Here is an 18,736-nt window from a genome sequence, read left to right on the forward strand (position 1 = left end):
AGCGAGGAGCGGCCTTGCCTTTAGATTCTGGCTTTCAGGAATTGCACCGCGGCGGCGATGTCCGCCTCCGGATTCTTGCCGACCTCGCGCTCGATCGTCAAATATCCGCCGTAGCCGATGTCGCGAAGCGCCTTCAGGTAGGCGTCCCAATCGACTCCGCCCTCTCCGAGCGGAACTTCCCGGAACGCGTCTCCCGATTCAGCGTCCTGAGCGATCTTCTCGTGGTCGAGCGGATCGAAGCCGAGCGCTCCGTAGACCAGGCGCGGATCGACCTCGCGCAGCCGGATGCCGTCCTTGGCGTGCGTATGCACGATGTAATCGCGAAGATTGTACACGCCTTGCGCCGGATCGTCGCCGGTCACCATGACCATGTTCGCCGGGTCGAAGTTGACGGAGACGCCTTTGGAGCTCAGTCCGTCCAAGAAGCTCTTCAGATGCGCCGAAGTTTCCGGACCGGTCTCGATCGCGAAATACGCATTCATGCTTGTCGCGTACCGGCTCAGCTCGTCGCACGCCAGATGCATCGCTTCGTACACTTCGCTGTTCTTGTCGTCCGGCACGATGCCGATGTGCGTCGTGACGACGTTCGTGCCCAGCTCTACGGCAAGATCGAGAATGCGCTTGGACTTCTCGACTTTGGCCGGGTTGGCCAGCTTATCCTGGAAGCCGTGGCCGCCCAGATCGCCGACGAGCGCGGAAATTTCCAAGCCAAGCGATTCGATGTACGACTTCCATTCCTTGCGAGCCGCGGAAGACAGGTTGGCCGGGTCCATCTCGCCGGATACGGCATAGATTTGCACGCCGTCCGCGCCTACGCCTTTCGCCTTTACCAAGCCTTCGCGAACGCCGACTCTGAAGCTGTCGACGATGACACCGATTTTCCAAGGGGTTACGATTCCGGACATTCTTTACCACTCCCTGTTCAGATTTCGTTCCAGATTCTCCTCGCATTGTCCAAGGCGATCTTCGTCGCTTGCACGCAAGGCTCCATGCCTTCGAATTCGATGGACAAGCAGCCGTCGAAGCCCGATTCCTTCACGATGCGCAGCGCTTCCCGGGTATCGAGATCCCCGTGACCGGCGATCGCGCCCCGTAGATAAGCTCCGTTCGCCGATCTGAACCAGCCGTCGCCCGGGGCTGCCGTGGCCGGCCGGATGTAGAAGTCTTTGACGTGAACGATGGACGCCAGCTTGGCGTTGTTGCGCACGCCGACCAGCGGATTCTCGTCGACGCAGACGAAGTTGCCGATATCGAGCGTCGTACGGAAGTTGTCCCGCGCGACTTCATTTACGATCGCTTGCACTCTGTCGCTCGCTTGCACGTAATAGCCGTGGTTTTCGATGCTGGTCGTGATGCCGTATTGCGCCGCATAATCGGCAATCCGGCGGCAAGCTTCAACCAGCTTGGGGAAGTCCTCCATGAATTGACGGATGGACCGATCCTCGGAGTTCGCCACGTCATGGCGCATCAGCTTGACGCCCAGCGCGGCGGCGACATCCACTTCGCGCTGGACGCGCGCGATCTCCCGTTCGAACGCCTCGTCGTCCAAGCCCGCGAAGTTCGCGCCGATCGCATAATTGGAAATCTCGATGCCTACTTCAGCCGCCTTGGCGCGGATCGCCTCGACCAGAGCGGAATCGGCGGTCAAGTCGACGCCGAGCGGCACGATCTCGACATGCTCGCCGCCCAGCTCGGCCACCTTGCCGACGACGCCTACGTAGTCCAGCTCTCCTCTCTCTACCGCTTGCCACAAGCTGTAAGAGCTGATCCCGAGCTTCATAGACGAACCTCCTCGCCCTTAGCTGCGGACTCGTAAATTCCGCACAGAATCTTCATAATTTCCACGCCGTCCTCGACCGGGCTGATCTGCTCCGTTCCGTTCAGGATGCAGTCGACGAAATGATCGACCTCGTTCTGGAACGCCGCGTCGCCGGAAAATCCGGCCGTGCTGTCGGTCTGAGGCTGGATATTCAAAATCGTGTCGTGCTTCTCGGTTACGATTACAACCTCGGGATCAATCTCGAAGCTGCCTTTGTCCCCGTACAGACGGACCATGCCTTCGTCTTTTTTCGCATGCAGCGAATAGCTGACGTCGACCATGATGGACGCGCCGTTCTCGAAGCGGATAATCGCGCTCGCCAAATCTTCGACCGTGTTTTTCGAAGCGTCGTAGTCGGCCGCTTTATAGAAAGAGAGGTGCTTGACGTTGGAGCGGTTGCCCAGCTTCTTGTACGTGTTCGCGCTGACGGCCGTCGCTTTGGGCTTGCCCATCAAGTACCAGCACAAGTCGATGACGTGAACGCCGATGTCGATGAGCGGACCGCCTCCGGAACGCTCGACGTCCGCGAACCAGCCGCCCGGATTGCCGAGCCGGCGAAGCGTCGACGCCTTGGCGTAATACAGCTCTCCGAATTCGCCTTGCTCGGCGAATTCGCGCAGCATCTTCACGTTCGGATCGTATCTGCGCACATAGCCGACTTGCAGCAGCTTGCCGGTCTCGCGCACCGCCTTCTCGACTTCGTAAGCCTCTTCCATCGTACGGCAGAGCGGCTTCTCCACGAGCACGTGCTTGCCGGCGCGCAAAGCGGCGATGCTGATCGGCGCATGCGTATTGTTCCAGGTGCAGACGCTCACGGCGTCGATGTCCGCGTCCGCGAGCAGCTCGCGGTAATCCGAGTAGACCTTGTCCGCTCCGTACTTATCCGCCACTTGACGCGCTCTGGCTTCGTTCACGTCGCAGATCGCGACGATCTTCGCGTCCGGATTGCGCGCATATGAATTCAAATGCATCTCCGAAATCGATCCCGTACCAATGACGCCAATTCGAACTTTTTGCATCTGCCCAGCACTCCCTATGCTCACATTTGTTCTCAATTCGTATTATAATGGGATGAAGAGCCGATGCCATGCAAAAGCATGCTCATTATTTGCACGATCGTGCGGTTTTGGAGGGAACTCATGGAGAAACACGCCGCTTTCAAAGAATCGATGCCAATGCCGAATCCGTCCTTTCCCATTAAAGTTCACCCGCCCCTTCCTTTCAAAGTGGTCAGCGGCCAAACTTTGTTCGTTCACCATTGGCACGAGCATATGGAATTTCTATTTTTCGTATCGGGCAGCGCGGTTATTGAATGCGGTTCCAATCCGGTGTCCTGCCGGAGCGGCGATCTGTGCGTCGTGAACAGCAACGAGCTGCACTACGGGTTCAGCACTTCGGACGATTTATCCTATTATGCGATGATCGTCGACATCTCTTTGCTGCACAGTCATGCGATGGACGCCGTGGAGACGAAGTTCATTACGCCGATTATCCGCAACCGGATTTTGTTCCAGAATTTGGTCTCCGGCGACGAGGAGATGAACCGCTGCATGCAGTCCATCATTCAGGAGCTGCAGCGGCAGGAGCTCGGCTACGAGTTGTCCGTCAAATCCCACCTGTACCGGATGCTTTCCCTGCTCGTGCGCAAATACGTCGCCACGACGACCGAGCTGGACGAGTATCGCAACCGGCTCAAGGAGCTGGAGCGGCTCGCCCCCGTGTTCGCCTACATCGACGATCATTACAAGGAGAAGCTGTCCGTCCAGCAGCTGGCGGACATCGCGGGTCTAAGCCGGTACCACTTCAGCCGGCTGTTCAAGCAGGTGACGGACAAGTCTCTGATCGAATACGTCAATCTGATCCGGATCAACAAGGCCGAGAACATGCTGCGGAGCAAAAGCATGAATATTTCGGAGATCGCGATGGAGACGGGGTTCAGCGATATTTATTATTTCAGCCGGACGTTCAAGAAGCTGAAGAAGATGTCGCCGACGGAGTGGAAGAACGGCGCCCTCTAGAGGCCGGCCGCCTTGGGCCGGCTCTCTTCGGTCAGCCCCCTTCGGCCAGTTCTCCTTCCAGCTGGCGCTTCCATTCCTCCAGCTTCCGGACGGACGATTCGTCCCCGGATTCGCGCAGATGCCGCAGCAATCGTTCGTACACGTTGTCCCGATAAGGGTCCAGCTCGAGAAGCTTCCATAGCAGCCGTTCCCGTACGGGGCCGTCCGTCTCGTCGGCAAGTCGGGCCAGATGGCGGATGTACGCCGTCCGCAGCTCGATTCGTCTGCCGTCCGCCCAATCGTAATGCTCGGTTTCCAAGTAATCTCCCCGGTAGAGCGCCAGCAGCTCGTCCACTTCCTCGACGCCTCCGCGCCGCATAAGGGCGTTCAACCGCTCCACGTCGCTGTCCACATGGTCCGCGTGCATCCAGTAACGCTCGTCCCCGAACGCCACCGTATCCGCAAAGCCTCCCGCCCTCAGCATGTTGCGCACATTGTACAGAGTCGTATGGAACAACGCTTTGGCGCGTTCGGAATCGATCTCCGGCCAGAGATGATCGAGAATATGGTAACGGTAGACCGGCTCTCCGCCGTGGCTCCACAAATAAGCGAACAGCTCTTTCGTCTTCCGGGTCCGCCACGTGACGAGCCGCCCTTCTCCGTCGTACAGCTCCAGGCTTCCCATCGCCTTCAAGTTCAGCCTCTGCCTTGAGGCCGGCTTGTCCGCCGGCGTTTCGCCCGCGTCCGCTCTTGCCGGAGCGGCTCTTCTCGCCGCTCTCTCCCGCAGCGATTCGTACCGTTCGATCGTCTTGCGCAGCCGGTCTTTCGCGACGGGCTTAAGCAAGTATCCGATCGCGTTCTTGTCGAACGCCTCCAGCGCGTATTGGTGATAAGCGGTCACGAATACGATCTCCGCGTCGGGACACCGCACGCCGAGCAGTTCTCCGGCCACGAGTCCATTCGTTCCCGGCATCTCGATATCCAGGAAGATCAGATCCGGCTGCAGCTTCTCCGCTTGCTCCACCGCCTCCGACACCATCCTGAACTTCCCTGCGACTTCCACGCCCCCGATCTCCTGCAGCAAAATTTCCAGAACGTCGAGGGCGATCTCTTCGTCATCTATCAGCAGCGCTCTTAACATGGATTCCCTCCGGTATATGAAGCTTGACTTGCGTGCCTTGCCCGATCAGGCTGCGATACTCCAGCTTGCCTCTGTACAGCATCTGCAGCCGCCGGTTAACGTTGCGAATGCCGACGCCTCCGGTCCGGCCTTTGTCCAAGGCGTCCAGCGTCTCCTCGTCCATGCCGATGCCGTCGTCCTCCACCACGATCTCGATGCCTCCGTCCCCGCGGCTTACGATAATGTCCAGAGTGCCTCCCTCGGGCTTCGGTCCTATTCCGTGGCGCACGGCGTTCTCCACGATCGGCTGCAGCGTAAGCGGAGGAAGCATGCATCGTATCCCCTCCTCGATCCGGTAACGAACCTGCAGCCTGTCGCCGAAACGAAGCTGTTCGATGGCGAGATACGCTTTGACCAGCTCCAGCTCCCGCTCCAGATCCACCCGTTCTCCCTGGAAGACGAAGGTGAACTTCGCCCGCAAATAGGTTGTCAGGTGGTGAATCGTTTCCCTGAGCTTGTCCACGTCTTTATAGCTGAGGCCGACGAGCGCGTTCATGCTGTTGTACAGAAAATGCGGAGTGATCTGCGCCTGCAGGAAATCCATCTCCCTGCGCACGGCTTGCTCGGAAGAGTTCTTCATCGCGAGCAGCGACTGCGCTCTCGCCTTAAGCTCCGCAAGCTCGAACGGCTTCTGCAAAATGTCGTTCGCCCCGGCGGCGAACGACGCCACCGTATCCCCCGTCTGCCCGGATGCCGTAAGCATCAGTACCGGAAGCTCGGCCAGGCCGTGCAGCGTGCGGATTTCCCGGCATACGTCGAGGCCGGAGATGCCCGGCATCATCAGATCCAGCAGCACCAAGTCGGGCTTCGGATGCCGCAGCAGCGCCGCGAGCGCTTCCGCCCCGCCGCCGACCGCCGTGTAGCCGCAGCCCATCGCGGACGCCGCGTGAATCAGTATTTTCAGATTGGAAGGCTCGTCGTCCACGATCAGCATGTGGAACTTGTGTCCCGGCTCGTGATGCGTCGTTCCGGCCAGCGTCGGGAACGCGCGCTCCTCCGGCTCGGCGGCCGCCGCGACTTCCTCCGATTGGAAGTCGATCGGCAGCGTAAACGTGAACCGCGAGCCGATCCCGACCTCCGATTCGACCTCCAGCCTCCCTCCTTGCAATTCCACCAATTGCTTGGAGATGCTCAGCCCGAGTCCCAGGCCGGAATTCGAAGCTTGCCCCTCCTCGTCCTCGTACTGCACGAAAGCTTGAAACAGCCCGGCCAGCGCTTCCTCGGGAATGCCCTTCCCCGTGTCGGTGACGGATACGGCCAACTCCTCGTCCCGTCGTTCCGCCGTCACCTGCACCGTCCCCTGTTTCGTATTTTTCAGACCGTTTTCCATCAAATTGTGCAAAATCTGCCTGAGCCGGTTCTCGTCCGCCCTTACGAGCGGAAGCGTCGCAGGCAGCGCGTTGACAAGCTTCACATCCCGGTTCGCCGAAGCGATCGAGAGCGTCTCGATGACGAACCTCACGGACATCGCCACATCTACAGAAGTCGGCTGTATCGTCAGTTGGCCATGGCGAATCCGGTTCAGGTCCATAATATCGTGCACCAAGCCCGAGAGCCGTCGCCCGAGCAAGTGCAGCATATGAATGTTCTCGCGCTGTTCCCCTTGCAGCGGAGCCTGCCGATCGTCCAGAAGCGCCTGCGACAAATTCACGATTCCGTGAAGGGGCGTTCGCAGCTCGTGGGACGTCTTGGCCAGAAACTCGTCTTTCTGACGGTCGTATTGCAGAAGTTGGGCGGTTAGCCGCTCGCTCTTCCGGAAGGCGTTCTGCATCCGGTCCGACATGAGGAACGCTTGCGAGAACACGAGCAGCATCGGCGTTACGATCATGAAATACGGGTTGTCCAGCGCCAGCTTGTAGCGGGTCTGCCCGTAAATCCAAGTAACGATCAGGAAAAAGCAGCCCATCAGCATGTAGTAGCTGTCGTGCGGGCTTCGGCGATGGCTGCGGAAGATCGCGTAGAAAATCAGAATGAAGGCGATGACCTGCAGCACGATGGCCGCCCACCAGAACCAGAGCAGGTAGCGGCTGGGAGCGAGCATGAACATGGCCAGATATACGAAGCCGTACTTGCACAGCCATAGAAACAGGGAGTTGTTCTTCTCCCCCAGATAGCGGTACACATACAGGCCGAACAGCACGAACGTAAGATACGCGAACAGGAAAATCAGCTTCTGCAGCCAAGCGAAGGGAATGTCCGGCACGAGCGCGGTGGCCAGAATCTCGTCGTCTATCGAGAAGAACAAGCCCGTCGACAAGCAGAAGAAGCAGAAGTGCATCAGATGCCGCTCTTGACGCCACTGCTTGAACATGCCGGCATAGTACAGTCCGAACACGAGCATCGTCGTCACGAGAATCATGTTCGCCAGACGGGACTGGTCCCGTCGCTTCATTACGTCCTCGGTCGTTCCGAATTCGGGCGCCTGCACCAGTCCCCCTTCGATGAATCGGAAGCTGGTCACCTGAATGATGATCTCGACCGTTCCATCTCGCGACAGCGCGGTTCCGAAGAAGGGAAGGTTGCTGGGCGCGAACTCTCCCTCGCTCAGCGCCGTGCGTCCGTTGCCGCCCAGATCCTCGCCGTTCATGTAGATCCGGCTCGACATGCGGATCTTCTTCGCGCGCAGGCTGAACGAATCCGACTCGCCTACGCGGACGAGCAGCCGATATGTCCCGGCTCCGTAGCCGTTAGTGCCTTGCGCGTCCGAGCCTAGCAGTCCCTTCCAATTCCCAGGCACGCGGACGAACGTTCTTTTCTCATTCAGAAGCGCGGAGCCTTCTCCGCGAAAATCTTCCGGACCGAGCAGCATCCCCTCGTAGAACTCCCATTCTCCGCGCAGCGGAACAATCCCGCGTTCGCCGTAGTTCCAGCGGGACGAGTCCAGCACTCCGCCTTTCGCCTCGGGATATTCGGCCATCGGATTCAGCCAACTGAACATATTAATGAAGGTAATGATCAGGAATAGGAGGATCGTACCGAGTAAAATCGACAGTTGTTTGTTCATGCCTCCATCATATAACAATCGCGGTGCGGATTCGATCCTCTTTTTTGCGCGTTGCGCGGTCGATTTTACTCCTAAGAGAAGGAGGACTATACTTAATTAAGTAGAGATGCGCGGTTATCGTCGTGAAGCCGGAAAGAGAGGAAACGGAGATGTCTCGTAAAATATTGGTTATGACCGCCGTCGAGGCGGAAAAAGAAGCGGTGCTGAGGGGACTGCGCGGAAATCCGGACTGCGAGGTAAAAGTCGCCGGCGTCGGACCCGCGGCTGCGGCTGCGAGCACGGCGTTGGCGCTGGCCCGAAGCGGCGCGGAATACGGACTCGTCGTCAGCGCCGGCATCGCGGGAGGCTTCGCGGGCGTCGCGCCGGTCGGCTCGATCGTCGTCGCCAGCGAGTCGGTCGCGGCGGACTTGGGCGCGGAGACGCCGGAAGGCTTCGCCGGGGTGAACAAGCTCGGCTTCGGTACAAACCGGCTGGAAGCCGATGCCTCGCTCGCTTCACGGCTTGCGGAAGCGCTTCGGAACGCGGGAATTCCGGCGCATTGCGGCCCCGTGCTGACGCTGTCGACGGTGACGGGCACCGCCGCCACGGCGGAAGCTCTGGCCCTGAGAGTGCCGGGAGCGGCCGCCGAAGCGATGGAAGGCTACGGCGTCGCCGAAGCGGCGAGCCGTTACGGCATTCCCTTCCTGGAAATACGCGCGATCTCCAACGCGGTCGGACCGCGCGACAGGGCCGCCTGGCGAATCGGCGACGCCCTTGCCGCGCTGGAAGCGGCCAGCATTCATCTGACGGAGGTGTTGTCCTCATGAAAATCGCTTATTCGCCCTGTCCCAACGACACGTTCGTCTTTCATGCGCTCGTGCACGGCCTCGTCCCCGGCGCGCCGGAGTTCGAAGTCACCTACGCCGACATCGACATCACGAACACGCTTGCCGCAAGCTCCAACGAGCTCGACATAATGAAAATCTCCTACGCGGCCCTGCCGTGGGTGTTGCCCGAATATAAGCTGGTGCCGTGCGGCGGCGCGTTAGGAAGAGGCTGCGGGCCGCTCGTGCTTCGCCTCGGCTCGAACGGCTCGGAGTCTGCCGACGCCGCGGCGCTGTCCGGCAAACGAGTAGCCGTCCCCAGCGAGCGTTCGACGGCTTATCTGCTGTTCCGGCTCTGGGCGGCGCGCAACGTGCCGGGAGGCGTCGGCGAGATCGTCGTCATGCCGTTCCACGAAATTATGCCCGCCGTGCGCGACGGCCGGATTGACGCCGGGCTCGTCATTCACGAGGCGCGATTCACGTATCGGAACTACGGCCTGTCCCAAGTCGTCGACTTGGGCAACTGGTGGGAAAGCGATACCGGCCTGCCGATCCCGCTCGGCGCGATCATCGCCCGCCGCTCGCTCGACCTGGAGCGGATTAGCGAATGGATTCAGGCTTCTGTCGCCTATGCATGGCAGCACCCGGAAGCTTCGGAGAACTACGTGATGGAGCACGCGCAGGAAATGGACCCGCAAGTGGCTAAATCGCACATCGAGCTGTACGTCAACGAGTTCACCGCCGGCCTGGGCGACGACGGCTTCGCCGCCGTGACCACGCTGCTGGAGCGAGCGATCGCGGAAGGGCTCGTTCCGGCGATGGATCTGGCCGAGCTTCGTTCATAACGAATAGGGCGCGCAGCTCCCGAATCGCCGTTCGCGGGAGTTGCGCGCCTTTCCTATTTTAAAAGAAGCCGTTAACCAGAAGACCGGTCGTCGGAATTTGCAGATAGGATTCCATGGTCGCCTGGTAGGCGGCGAATTGCTGCAGAGCCATCATCTGCTTGTTCAGCAGCGCGCTGGCCGGAACGTCCTGGAACCGCGAAGCTTCCTTCTCCAGACTTCTGGCGATTCCGCCGACCGTCCGCGCCGACCTCTCCGGGTCCGCGTTCAGACTGGCCTGGAACGCCTTCTCGTCCACCCGAAGCGTTCCGTCGCCGTTTCGGCGAATACCGACCGTGTCGTAAGCCGTCTCGCTTGCCGTTCTCTCGAAGCTTTTGCGGATCAGCGGATTCAGGTAGCCTGCGGCTTCCTTCAAGCGCCCAATCGTTTCATTATAGCTGTCGACCAGCTTGTTCGCCTGCTCCAGCGCCTTCTTCCCGTCCGCCCTCACATCGACCGCGACGGCCTCGTTCGTCGTCCGCAGCAGCGTGGCCGTCGCTTTGCCCTTCTCCAGCTCGACGACGTTGGATTGGGAAGTCTGCGCGGCGCCGCCGTTCACCGAATACGAGGCGTTCGTCGCCGCGGACGTCGCTTCGGCGATGCCCGACCATGCCGCGGCATTGCCGGTCTCGTCCGTCACCGCGAAGGCGTTGTCCGTGCCCGTCCGGTCGCCGGAGAGCTCCAATCTCGCCGTACCGCCAGGTCCGTCCGTCACAAGCTTGGCGGTGACGCCCGCGCGGGCGCCGTTAATCGCGTCGCGGATTTTGCTTAATGCCTGCTCGTTCGTATCCGAGGACGAAATCTCGCTCGTCACCGTCGTCCCCCGTCCGCCGATCGACAGCTTCAGGCGATGCACGCCGCTTGCCAGGCCGGTCTGGGCGCCGCGCTCCATCTCCGTGCCGTCGTTCTTCTGGGCGGACGCCAGAGAATGAACCTGCACCCGATACGTCCGGACCGATGCGCCGTCCCCCGCTTGGGCCGCGATCGCCGACGGATCGGAAATCCGCGTCTCCCTCGACTGGAGAGGCGAGTCCGTCCTGCGGCCCAGCTCCTGAGCCGAATATTGAAGCTTGCGGGCCGACTCCAGGAAGTCGGCAATGCCCGTAGCGGCTTTCTTGACGAACTCCTCGTAAGGCGAAGGGTACGATCTCGTCCACATACCGGACGGTTGACGGTATCCGGCATGGTGAAATGGAGAATACATATAAGGGGAAACCGGATTGACGGCTTTGTTCAGGGGCGTCGCGGAATAGATCATTCCAATCCTCCTCCTTGGTCTATACCGATTCGAGTTTCATCTATTTTAACTATAACATCCGTCCTATTTTTGCACAATTATCCAGTTGACAGGGAATAGAAGCCGGCCGCGTGCGGGAACCTAATCTTTATGGAGGCATAGCGCGAATCGATCTATTTTATAGATCATTCCTATGCATAATAATGTCTATTTCCGAACATAAAAATGAATTAGAATGGTAACAGGTGCGCGCGTTACGTCTTGGCACCCGTGTATGACTAACATGAATGCAGAGGGATGCACAATGTCAGTGGACAATGAAAAAATGCAAGAATTATGGCAGCAGTTTTTCGGCCCCAATCTTGGTTACGTCCAAGAGCAGTACGACATCTATCTTCAAGACGCGGAAGCGGTAAGCCCCCAGTACCGCGAGCTCTTCGCCCAATACGGCGCTCCTCCGCGCGTTGACGCCGCCTCGGCGTACCCGGCCAGCGCACCGCAGGGTTCCGGCGGATCGGCTTCGCTCGACGCCAACCTGCTCAAGAAAGCCATCGCAGCCGGTCAACTGGCTTGGAATATACGTTCGTTCGGCCACCTGGCCGCCGATATCGATCCGCTCGAACTCAGCCCGAAAGCGAACACGGAGATGATCGAGCCCGCTACTTACGGCCTTACCGAAGCCGATCTGAGACAGCTTCCTCCGGATTGCGTCTGGGAAGACGCTCCTTACCCGCTGAGCAACGCTTGGGAAGCCGTGCAGAAGCTGCTTCAAGTGTATACCGGCCCTATCGCTTTCGAATTCGGCCACGTCCACGTCGAAGAGGAACGGAAATGGCTCAACAAGCAAGCCGAGACGGTCATTCCGTCGACCAAGCTGCTTGCTTCGGAGAAGGAATCTTTACTTAGAAAATTATATGAAGCGGAGCAGTTCGAAGATTTCCTTCAACGCACTTTCGTCGGGCAGAAGCGGTTCTCGGCGGAAGGAATCGAAGCGCTCGTTCCGTTGACCGACGAGATCGTACACGAACTGACGAACGACGGCGCCCGCCACATCGCCATGGGAATGGCGCACCGCGGTCGCCTTAACGTGCTTGCGCACGTTCTGGGCAAGCCTTACGGCAATGTTTTCGCGGAATTCCACCATTCACCGAACAAAAACCTTATCCCGTCCGAAGGCTCGATCGGCATCAACTACGGCTGGACGGGAGACGTCAAATACCATCTCGGGGCGAACCGCTCGATTTCTTCCGGCGAGACGGCGGAAACCCGCATCACGCTGGCGAACAATCCAAGCCACTTGGAATACGTCAACCCGGTCGTCGGCGGCTTTGCCCGCGCGGCGCAAGAAGACCGTTCGCAGCCGGGCTACCCGGTGCAAAATCTCGACCTCGCCGCTTCGATTCTTATTCACGGAGACGCGGCGTTCATCGGCGAAGGCATCGTGGCCGAGACGCTGAACTTCAACAATATTAAAGGCTATACGTGCGGCGGCACGATTCATATTATCGCCAACAACCGGATCGGATTCACGACGGAGAGCCACGACTCCCGCTCGACGCATTACGCGAGCGACTTGGCCAAAGGCTTCGAAATCCCGATCGTTCACGTCAACGCCGACGATCCGGAAGCGGTCATCGCCGCCGCGCGCATGGCCAGCGAATACCGGACGCTGTTCAAGAAAGACTTCGTCATCGACTTGATCGGCTACCGCCGCTACGGCCACAACGAGACGGACGATCCGGAAACGACGCAGCCTCTTATTTACAAGAAGGTTAAAGCTCATCCGAACGTCGCCCGCCTGTACGCAGACAAGCTCGTTCGCGAAGGCGCGCTGAGCGAGGAAGCCGCCAATCAGATCAAACGCGACGTGCAGAACAAGCTGAAAGACGCCTACGATGAAGTCAAAGGCAGAGAAGGCAACAGCCCGGTGCGGCAGTCGCATCCGCCGGAGTTTTCTTTGGATGCGCCTAAGCCGGTTACGGCCGTCCCGCTGGAGAAGCTGCGCAGCATCAATGCCGGACTGCTGAAGTTCCCTGAGTCGTTTAACGTGTACGGCAAGCTCAAGCGGATTCTCGAACGCCGCGCGGACGCGCTGAATGACGGCGAGAAGGTCGACTGGAGCCATGCCGAGACGCTTGCGTTCGCCACGATCTTGGCCGACGGCACGCCGATCCGGCTGAGCGGACAAGACGCGGAGAGAGCGACTTTCGCGCATCGCAACCTCGTTCTGCACGATACGGAGACCGGCGATACGTTCTGCCCGCTGCATGCGATTCCGGAAGCGAAGGCTTCGTTCGCGATCCATAACAGTCCGTTGTCCGAAGCCGGCGTGCTCGGTCTGGAATACGGCTATAACGTGTTCGCGCCTGAGACGATGGTTATCTGGGAAGCGCAGTTCGGCGACTTCGCCAACTCGGCGCAAGTTCTGATTGACCAGTTCATCTCGGCCGGCCAATCCAAGTGGTCGCAGCGTTCGGGTCTGACGATGCTGCTTCCTCACGGCTACGAAGGGCAAGGCCCGGAGCACTCCAGCGCAAGGCTTGAGCGTTTCCTGCAGCTGTCCGGCGAAGAGAACTGGACGGTCGCGTACCTGTCCAGCGCGGCGCAATATTTCCACCTGCTGCGCCGTCAAGCTTCCGTCCTGAACACGGATCAAGCCCGTCCGCTCGTGCTGATGGCTCCGAAGAGCATGATCCGCAACCCTTACGTCGCTTCGTCCGCAGCCGAGCTGAGCGAGGGCACGTTCCAGACGGTGCTTGAGCAGCCCGGATTGGGCGGCCAGCCGGCCAAAGTCGAGCGTATCGTGCTGTGCACCGGCAAAGTGGCCATCGACTTGGCCGAAGAGCTCGCCAAGACGCCGGATACGAACCGCGATTGGCTGCACATCGTTCGCGTCGAGCAGTTGTATCCGTTCCCTAAGCTGGAACTCAAAGCGATCCTCGATCGCTTCCCGAACCTGTCCGAAGTATTGTGGGTTCAGGAAGAACCGAAAAACATGGGCGCATGGGGCTATATCGAGCCTCGCATTCGCGAGCTTGTCGACGTCGCGAAGGTGTCCGTCAGCTATAACGGCCGTCCTAAGCGGTCGAGCCCGGCAAGCGGCTATCAGCAAATCCATACGTTCGAGCAGCAGTTCATTATCAACCAAACTTTGGTCCAGAAGAAAAAAACGAAATCCGCAGTTAAATCCGGGAGGTAACTTCAATGCATGACATTCTTGTACCGGCGATGGGCGAATCCATTACGGAAGGAACGATCTCGAAATGGCTCGTCAAAGTAGGGGACAGCATCAAACAAGGCGACCTCCTGCTTGAGCTGGAAACCGATAAAGTCAACTTGGAAATCAGCGCCGACCAAGACGGCGTTATTACCGAAATTCTTGCCGGCGAAGGCGACACCGTTAAAATCGGCGAACCGGTAGGCCGAATCGGAGCCGCGGGCGCGGCTCCGGCCCCTGCTGCAGCTCCGGCAGCCCCTGCGCAAGCCGCTGCGCCGGCCCCGGCTCCGCAAGCAGCCGCTCCTGCAGCGGCCGCTTCGTCCAACGACGGCGGCGCGACGCTGGCTACGCCGGCAGCCCGCAAGCTGGCTCGCGAGAAGGGCATTGACCTGAACGCCGTGCCTGCGCGCGATCCGATCGGCCGCATTCACGCCAGCGACGTCGCATCGGCGGGATCGGCTCCAGCTCCAGCTCCGGCTCCGAAAGCTGCTCCGGCCGCACCGGCAGCGATCGACAAGCCGACTTCGAACGCGAACAAGCCGGAAGTGCGCAAGCGCATGTCCCGCCGCCGCTTGACCATCGCCAAGCGTCTGGTCGAAGCGCAGCAGACGGCAGCCATGCTGACGACGTTTAATGAAGTCGACATGAGCGCGATTCTCGAAATCCGCAAACGCCGCAAAGACGCTTTCAAGGAAAAGTTCGATGTCGGCCTCGGCTTCATGTCCTTCTTCACGAAGGCGGTCGTCGGCGCGCTTAAAGCTTTCCCGCTGTTGAACGCGGAAATCAACGGCGAAGACATCATCGAGAAGAAATACTACGACATCGGCATCGCGGTATCCGCGAAGGAAGGGCTCGTCGTTCCAGTCGTACGCGACGCGGACCGTCTCGGCTTCGCCGAGATCGAGCGCTCCATCGTCGAGTTGGCCGGCAAAGCGCGCAACAACACGCTTGAGCTGTCCGAGCTGCAAGGCGGAACGTTCACGATTACGAACGGCGGCATTTTCGGCTCGCTGATGTCCACGCCGATCCTGAACGCGCCTCAAGTCGGCATTCTCGGCATGCACAAGATCCAACTGCGTCCGATCGCCATCGACGCAGAGCGTATGGAGAACCGCCCGATGATGTACATCGCGCTCTCCTACGACCACCGTATCGTCGACGGCGCGGAAGCCGTGCAATTCCTCGTCAAAATCAAGGAAATGCTCGAAGATCCGGAAACGCTGCTTCTCGAGGGCTAATTTTCAAATAAAACGGGGACTGTCCCATAGTAAAAAGAGACGTATGAACAATTATCGATAGGTGAATGGTAATGGGCATCTATCTCCTTCCGCTTCTATACGATCCTGAAATGGGAACGGTAAACCCGTTAAGAGGTGATTTCAGGACCGTATGAGGCAGTCTCCAGGAGATAGATGCCCCCTTTTTTCATCGATAATTTTGTACGTCTCTACTTATGGGACAGCCCGGTTTTTGTTCGTCGGAGACGATTGAGAAAAGGAGAACCGATTGCATCCTTTAAGCTATCAAACTGCGGATGACCAGCCAATGTGCGATTTTTTAGAACAACGCCCTCCGCTTGAGCACCATTTTGGGGGAATTACTCGATTTCTTAGAACAACGCCCTCCGCTTGAGCACCATTTGGGGGGAATTACTCGATTTCTTAGAACAACGCCCTCCGATTGAGCACCATTTGGGGGGAATTACTCGATTTCTTAGAACAACGCCCTCCAATTGAGCACCATTTGGGAGGAATTACTCGATTTCTTGGAACAACGCTCTTCGTTCGCCCATGTACGAGTATTGGTCAGCACAAAAAAACGGCGGCTTCTCGTCAAATTGCGTCCTCCAAGGGAGGGCTTCGGCGAGCGGCGGCCGTTTTTATCATATTCTCCCTTAATTGGGGGTCGGATTGGCGGGAGTTATCTTATTGGTTTGTTCAGATTGGATGAATTGCGCACAAAACCGGCGGGTTATAAGGAGGACTGACAGAAGAAGCTTTCCACTTGCAAACTGCATGAACTTGCCCTTACTTCGCGCGCTTGAGCCGATCGATCTCCAGTTCCGTTCTGCCAAGCCGCCCTGCCAAGTATTCGATGTCTTCCTTGGTGGCGAGCGCCTCGATCTTGCCGCTGATCGATTCCAGCAAGGCGACGACATCGTCGTTCGACTCGGCTTCGATCCGGTCCAACTGATTCTTAATTCCATCCAGCCTGTCATCCACAGCGTTAAACCGACTATCTACGTCGTTAAACCTGTCATCCACAGCGTTAAATCGACTATCTACGTCGTTAAACCTGTCATCCACAGCGTTAAACCGGCTGTCTACGTCGTTAAACCTGGCATCCACAGCGTCAAACCGGCTGTCTACGTCGTTAAACCTGGCATCCACAGCGTCAAACCGGCTATCTACGTCGTTAAACCTGTCATCCACGCTGTCAAATCGGAGCTTGACCTCTCTGGAAAACGTTTCCTGGTTTTCCTTGACGGATTTCAGTTCGTCCTGGATCGACTCCAGCATCGCCTTCAGTTCCTGATCCACGGTTGAGCTTTCCTCCTTTCGCGAAGATAGCTCCATTGTATCAAATCGTCCAGGGGTTGGCACCTTGTTTGTAGACAAGCCGGCTTAATCTTTCGGAGTCGGCTTCGAGGCGCCCAAAACCACCTCTTCCGCAGAACGGCGCGGACTAGGCAGCGCTGGACTGGTCGGATAGCCGAGCCGGAAAGTGAATACTCCCTCGTATCCGGGCATGTTTACGAGGCGCGCCAGTTCCCGCCCGAATGCAGGCTCGATGCCAAGCTGAAGCTCCCGGTCCCGTCTCTCGTGCGGTTGATTCAGCGGCTGTGCGGCCAGCCCCTTTGCGACCGCCCACAGATGCATCCTCTGCCACAGTCTGCCCGCCTGCATCAACTGCACGCGATCCGTCTGATCCTTGACCGCGATCGTGCCGAAGACGGGCGCCGTAGCGACGTAAGTATTCTTCGTCGCTTTCAGCCAATATTCGTTGGACGTTTGCTCGGATACAGGAAACAGCTTGCCGATAAAGCGGGTAAAGGACGAATTGCCCGTCGCGTCCATAGTAGGGCCGTCCTTATGCCTCTGAATTTCGCTCCAGTCGTTGCGAAACCAGCGGTGGCTGTCCGCGGACTGAATCGCATCGTTCGCCACCGCTTCCGTAGCGCCCACGATCAGATTGCCCATCTCTTTCCTCCCCGTTTCGTCGGCAAACCAGACGATCCTCACATCTCCCAGCGAATTGGCTAATTTCTCCATCTCCCTCAGAACGGAAGCTTCGACCTGCTTGGCTGAGTCATACGCCGCCCGATTCGTATGACGATCGCCGATCGCCCGGTACAGATCGCTAGGCTCCCCCGGCCCTTCTTCAAGCACGATTCTGGCGACATGGATTCGTTCCAGTCCGCCCGGATACAGCGTAATGTCCGCTCGATAGCCGTATGCCCGGGCGGCCAGCTCGGCGTTCTCGACGGCGCAGCCCAGACTGATATACATTTCCCTGAACCAAGGGTCGATCGTCCCGATATTCCGGGAGATGTCCGCGAATACATCGATCGTGCGGTCCTCGACGCGGTACAGCCAAGGCTGCGTATTGTGCGCGTTCGCCGCCAGCACAGACGCCCGAACGACGCGCAGCAACGGCTTCTCCCCCTCCTTAACGTTCTTCCACGTTTGCCAAGGCTCATACGCCGGCCCGCTTCCGGTGGAGAACGCTCCCTGCTTCACGGCATGCGTCACTCCGCCCACGGATATCAATGCGGCGGCTGCGGCCGCCCCCTTCAGAAAGCTTCTTCGCGACATCATCGCCATTAACCCGTCTCCCCCTCTGTCAAATACGGTCTTAAAATCGCCCAGATCAGTTCCAGCCCCTCGCCGAAGCTTCTAGCGTCCACCGCTTCCCCGTTCATCTCCAGAAAAGCCAGCCAATTGTTCGCCACGATCCAGCACGCCGTAATGAGCTTGCGCACGTCCGCGGAACCTTCCGGAAACCGCAGGACGCCGTCTACGACGAACCGGTGCGCGAACCGCTCCTGATCCTGCATCCGGCTCTCCGTCATTCGAACGTGCTTCCGCTTCAGCCGTTCGTCCGCGAGCAGCAGCGCAACGGCTTCCCGATAGAAAAAGCGGTATTCCCACAAAATCTCAAAGTTTCTCAGCAGCCGATCATGCAGTGTCTTTCTTGTGACGGGTTCGTCCGGCAGCGTCCATACCGGGTCCCACTCCGCATGCATCCGGTCGAGAATCGCTTCGATAATTTCCTCTTTATTTTTGTAATGATAATACAGATTTCCGGGACTCATGCGAGCCGCTGCGGCAATATGGTTCGTCGACACCTTGCCCGTACCCTGCTCGTTGAATAAAACCGCCGCCGCTTGGAGGATCCGTTCCTTGGCACTCAACCGCTGCTCACCGCCACTTTTAGAGTAATTACTCTAATTTAATTATAGATAACCCCGTTTGTCAATCCTTACCGGAAAACCGCGACTGGCTTCGGGCTATAATACTTTCTGGAATCACCAAGAATAGACGGCTTCGCCCTCCCGCAAGCAGGTGCGAAGCCGTCCTCGTCGAGCAGATACTTGA

General features: G+C 58.7%; 14 protein-coding genes. 5 read left to right on the forward strand and 9 right to left on the reverse strand.

Features of this window, described 5'->3' with window-relative positions; all coding sequences use genetic code 11:
- Positions 1–20 precede the first annotated feature (20 nt).
- The 3 genes from B0G52_RS23595 to B0G52_RS23605 are packed head-to-tail and all read right to left on the reverse strand — an operon-like array spanning position 21 to position 2,838.
- Complete coding sequence (locus B0G52_RS23595; RefSeq protein ID WP_094047863.1) at positions 21–905, reverse strand: sugar phosphate isomerase/epimerase family protein; 885 nt, start codon at positions 903–905, stop codon at positions 21–23.
- A gap of 17 nt (positions 906–922) precedes the next feature.
- On the reverse strand, positions 923–1,780 hold the full coding sequence (locus B0G52_RS23600) for a sugar phosphate isomerase/epimerase family protein (protein ID WP_094047864.1): 858 nt from the start codon (positions 1,778–1,780) through the stop codon (positions 923–925).
- Positions 1,777–2,838 (reverse strand): Gfo/Idh/MocA family protein, encoded by a 1,062-nt coding sequence (locus tag B0G52_RS23605; protein WP_094047865.1) that lies wholly within the window; start codon positions 2,836–2,838, stop codon positions 1,777–1,779. Before B0G52_RS23605 ends, B0G52_RS23600 begins: the two co-directional genes overlap by 4 nt.
- A gap of 120 nt (positions 2,839–2,958) precedes the next feature.
- On the opposite strand from B0G52_RS23605, the gene B0G52_RS23610 reads away from it, so the two are divergent.
- Complete coding sequence (locus B0G52_RS23610) at positions 2,959–3,837, forward strand: helix-turn-helix domain-containing protein (protein WP_094047866.1); 879 nt, start codon at positions 2,959–2,961, stop codon at positions 3,835–3,837.
- Between the two features lie 31 nt (positions 3,838–3,868).
- Here the strand turns inward: B0G52_RS23610 and B0G52_RS23615 are convergent, their stop codons facing one another.
- Positions 3,869–4,957 (reverse strand): response regulator, encoded by a 1,089-nt coding sequence (locus tag B0G52_RS23615; protein ID WP_094047867.1) that lies wholly within the window; start codon positions 4,955–4,957, stop codon positions 3,869–3,871.
- Positions 4,932–8,000: a hybrid sensor histidine kinase/response regulator gene (locus B0G52_RS23620; RefSeq protein ID WP_094047868.1), complete on the reverse strand. Its 3,069-nt coding sequence runs from the start codon at positions 7,998–8,000 to the stop codon at positions 4,932–4,934. Before B0G52_RS23620 ends, B0G52_RS23615 begins: the two co-directional genes overlap by 26 nt.
- 149 nt (positions 8,001–8,149) lie before the next feature.
- Between B0G52_RS23620 and B0G52_RS23625 the strand changes: the two genes are divergently transcribed.
- Both B0G52_RS23625 and B0G52_RS23630 read left to right on the forward strand, forming a co-directional pair.
- Positions 8,150–8,806 (forward strand): futalosine hydrolase, encoded by a 657-nt coding sequence (locus B0G52_RS23625; protein ID WP_094047869.1) that lies wholly within the window; start codon positions 8,150–8,152, stop codon positions 8,804–8,806.
- Positions 8,803–9,648: a 1,4-dihydroxy-6-naphtoate synthase gene (locus B0G52_RS23630; protein ID WP_094047870.1), complete on the forward strand. Its 846-nt coding sequence runs from the start codon at positions 8,803–8,805 to the stop codon at positions 9,646–9,648. Before B0G52_RS23625 ends, B0G52_RS23630 begins: the two co-directional genes overlap by 4 nt.
- 58 nt (positions 9,649–9,706) lie before the next feature.
- Here B0G52_RS23630 and fliD read toward each other — a convergent pair whose 3' ends face one another.
- Entirely contained in the window at positions 9,707–10,942 is a 1,236-nt protein-coding gene (fliD, locus tag B0G52_RS23635) for a flagellar filament capping protein FliD (protein ID WP_094047871.1), read from the reverse strand.
- Between the two features lie 283 nt (positions 10,943–11,225).
- On the opposite strand from fliD, the gene B0G52_RS23640 reads away from it, so the two are divergent.
- Both B0G52_RS23640 and odhB read left to right on the forward strand, forming a co-directional pair.
- Positions 11,226–14,120: a 2-oxoglutarate dehydrogenase E1 component gene (locus tag B0G52_RS23640; RefSeq protein WP_094047872.1), complete on the forward strand. Its 2,895-nt coding sequence runs from the start codon at positions 11,226–11,228 to the stop codon at positions 14,118–14,120.
- Positions 14,121–14,125: 5 nt separating this feature from the next.
- Positions 14,126–15,376 (forward strand): 2-oxoglutarate dehydrogenase complex dihydrolipoyllysine-residue succinyltransferase, encoded by a 1,251-nt coding sequence (gene odhB / locus B0G52_RS23645; protein ID WP_094047873.1) that lies wholly within the window; start codon positions 14,126–14,128, stop codon positions 15,374–15,376.
- A gap of 789 nt (positions 15,377–16,165) precedes the next feature.
- Here odhB and B0G52_RS23650 read toward each other — a convergent pair.
- The 3 genes from B0G52_RS23650 to B0G52_RS23660 all read right to left on the reverse strand — a co-directional run bounded on the left by B0G52_RS23650 (position 16,166) and on the right by B0G52_RS23660 (position 18,552).
- Entirely contained in the window at positions 16,166–16,678 is a 513-nt protein-coding gene (locus B0G52_RS23650) for a GumC domain-containing protein (RefSeq protein WP_094047874.1), read from the reverse strand.
- An 84-nt stretch (positions 16,679–16,762) separates the two neighbouring features.
- Complete coding sequence (locus B0G52_RS23655; RefSeq protein WP_094047875.1) at positions 16,763–17,962, reverse strand: Acg family FMN-binding oxidoreductase; 1,200 nt, start codon at positions 17,960–17,962, stop codon at positions 16,763–16,765.
- Positions 17,962–18,552, reverse strand: coding sequence for a TetR/AcrR family transcriptional regulator (locus tag B0G52_RS23660; protein WP_094047876.1), 591 nt, complete (start codon positions 18,550–18,552; stop codon positions 17,962–17,964). The genes B0G52_RS23655 and B0G52_RS23660 overlap by 1 nt, the downstream gene beginning before the upstream one ends.
- Between the last annotated feature and the right edge of the window lie 184 nt (positions 18,553–18,736).

The sequence above is a fragment of the Cohnella sp. SGD-V74 genome (assembly GCF_003001675.1).
GTDB lineage: Bacteria > Bacillota > Bacilli > Paenibacillales > Paenibacillaceae > Cohnella.

Bases quoted from the DNA above. Each gene is read 5' to 3' on its own strand.
- B0G52_RS23610 (WP_094047866.1), top strand. From the start codon at position 2,959: ATGGAGAAACACGCCGCTTTCAAAGAATCGATGCCAATGCCGAATCCG.
- B0G52_RS23620 (WP_094047868.1), bottom strand. From the start codon at position 8,000: ATGAACAAACAACTGTCGATTTTACTCGGTACGATCCTCCTATTCCTG.
- fliD (WP_094047871.1), bottom strand. From the start codon at position 10,942: ATGATCTATTCCGCGACGCCCCTGAACAAAGCCGTCAATCCGGTTTCC.
- B0G52_RS23605 (WP_094047865.1), bottom strand. From the start codon at position 2,838: ATGCAAAAAGTTCGAATTGGCGTCATTGGTACGGGATCGATTTCGGAG.
- B0G52_RS23640 (WP_094047872.1), top strand. From the start codon at position 11,226: ATGTCAGTGGACAATGAAAAAATGCAAGAATTATGGCAGCAGTTTTTC.
- B0G52_RS23630 (WP_094047870.1), top strand. From the start codon at position 8,803: ATGAAAATCGCTTATTCGCCCTGTCCCAACGACACGTTCGTCTTTCAT.
- B0G52_RS23655 (WP_094047875.1), bottom strand. From the start codon at position 17,962: ATGGCGATGATGTCGCGAAGAAGCTTTCTGAAGGGGGCGGCCGCAGCC.
- odhB (WP_094047873.1), top strand. From the start codon at position 14,126: ATGCATGACATTCTTGTACCGGCGATGGGCGAATCCATTACGGAAGGA.
- B0G52_RS23595 (WP_094047863.1), bottom strand. From the start codon at position 905: ATGTCCGGAATCGTAACCCCTTGGAAAATCGGTGTCATCGTCGACAGC.
- B0G52_RS23615 (WP_094047867.1), bottom strand. From the start codon at position 4,957: ATGTTAAGAGCGCTGCTGATAGATGACGAAGAGATCGCCCTCGACGTT.
- B0G52_RS23600 (WP_094047864.1), bottom strand. From the start codon at position 1,780: ATGAAGCTCGGGATCAGCTCTTACAGCTTGTGGCAAGCGGTAGAGAGA.
- B0G52_RS23625 (WP_094047869.1), top strand. From the start codon at position 8,150: ATGTCTCGTAAAATATTGGTTATGACCGCCGTCGAGGCGGAAAAAGAA.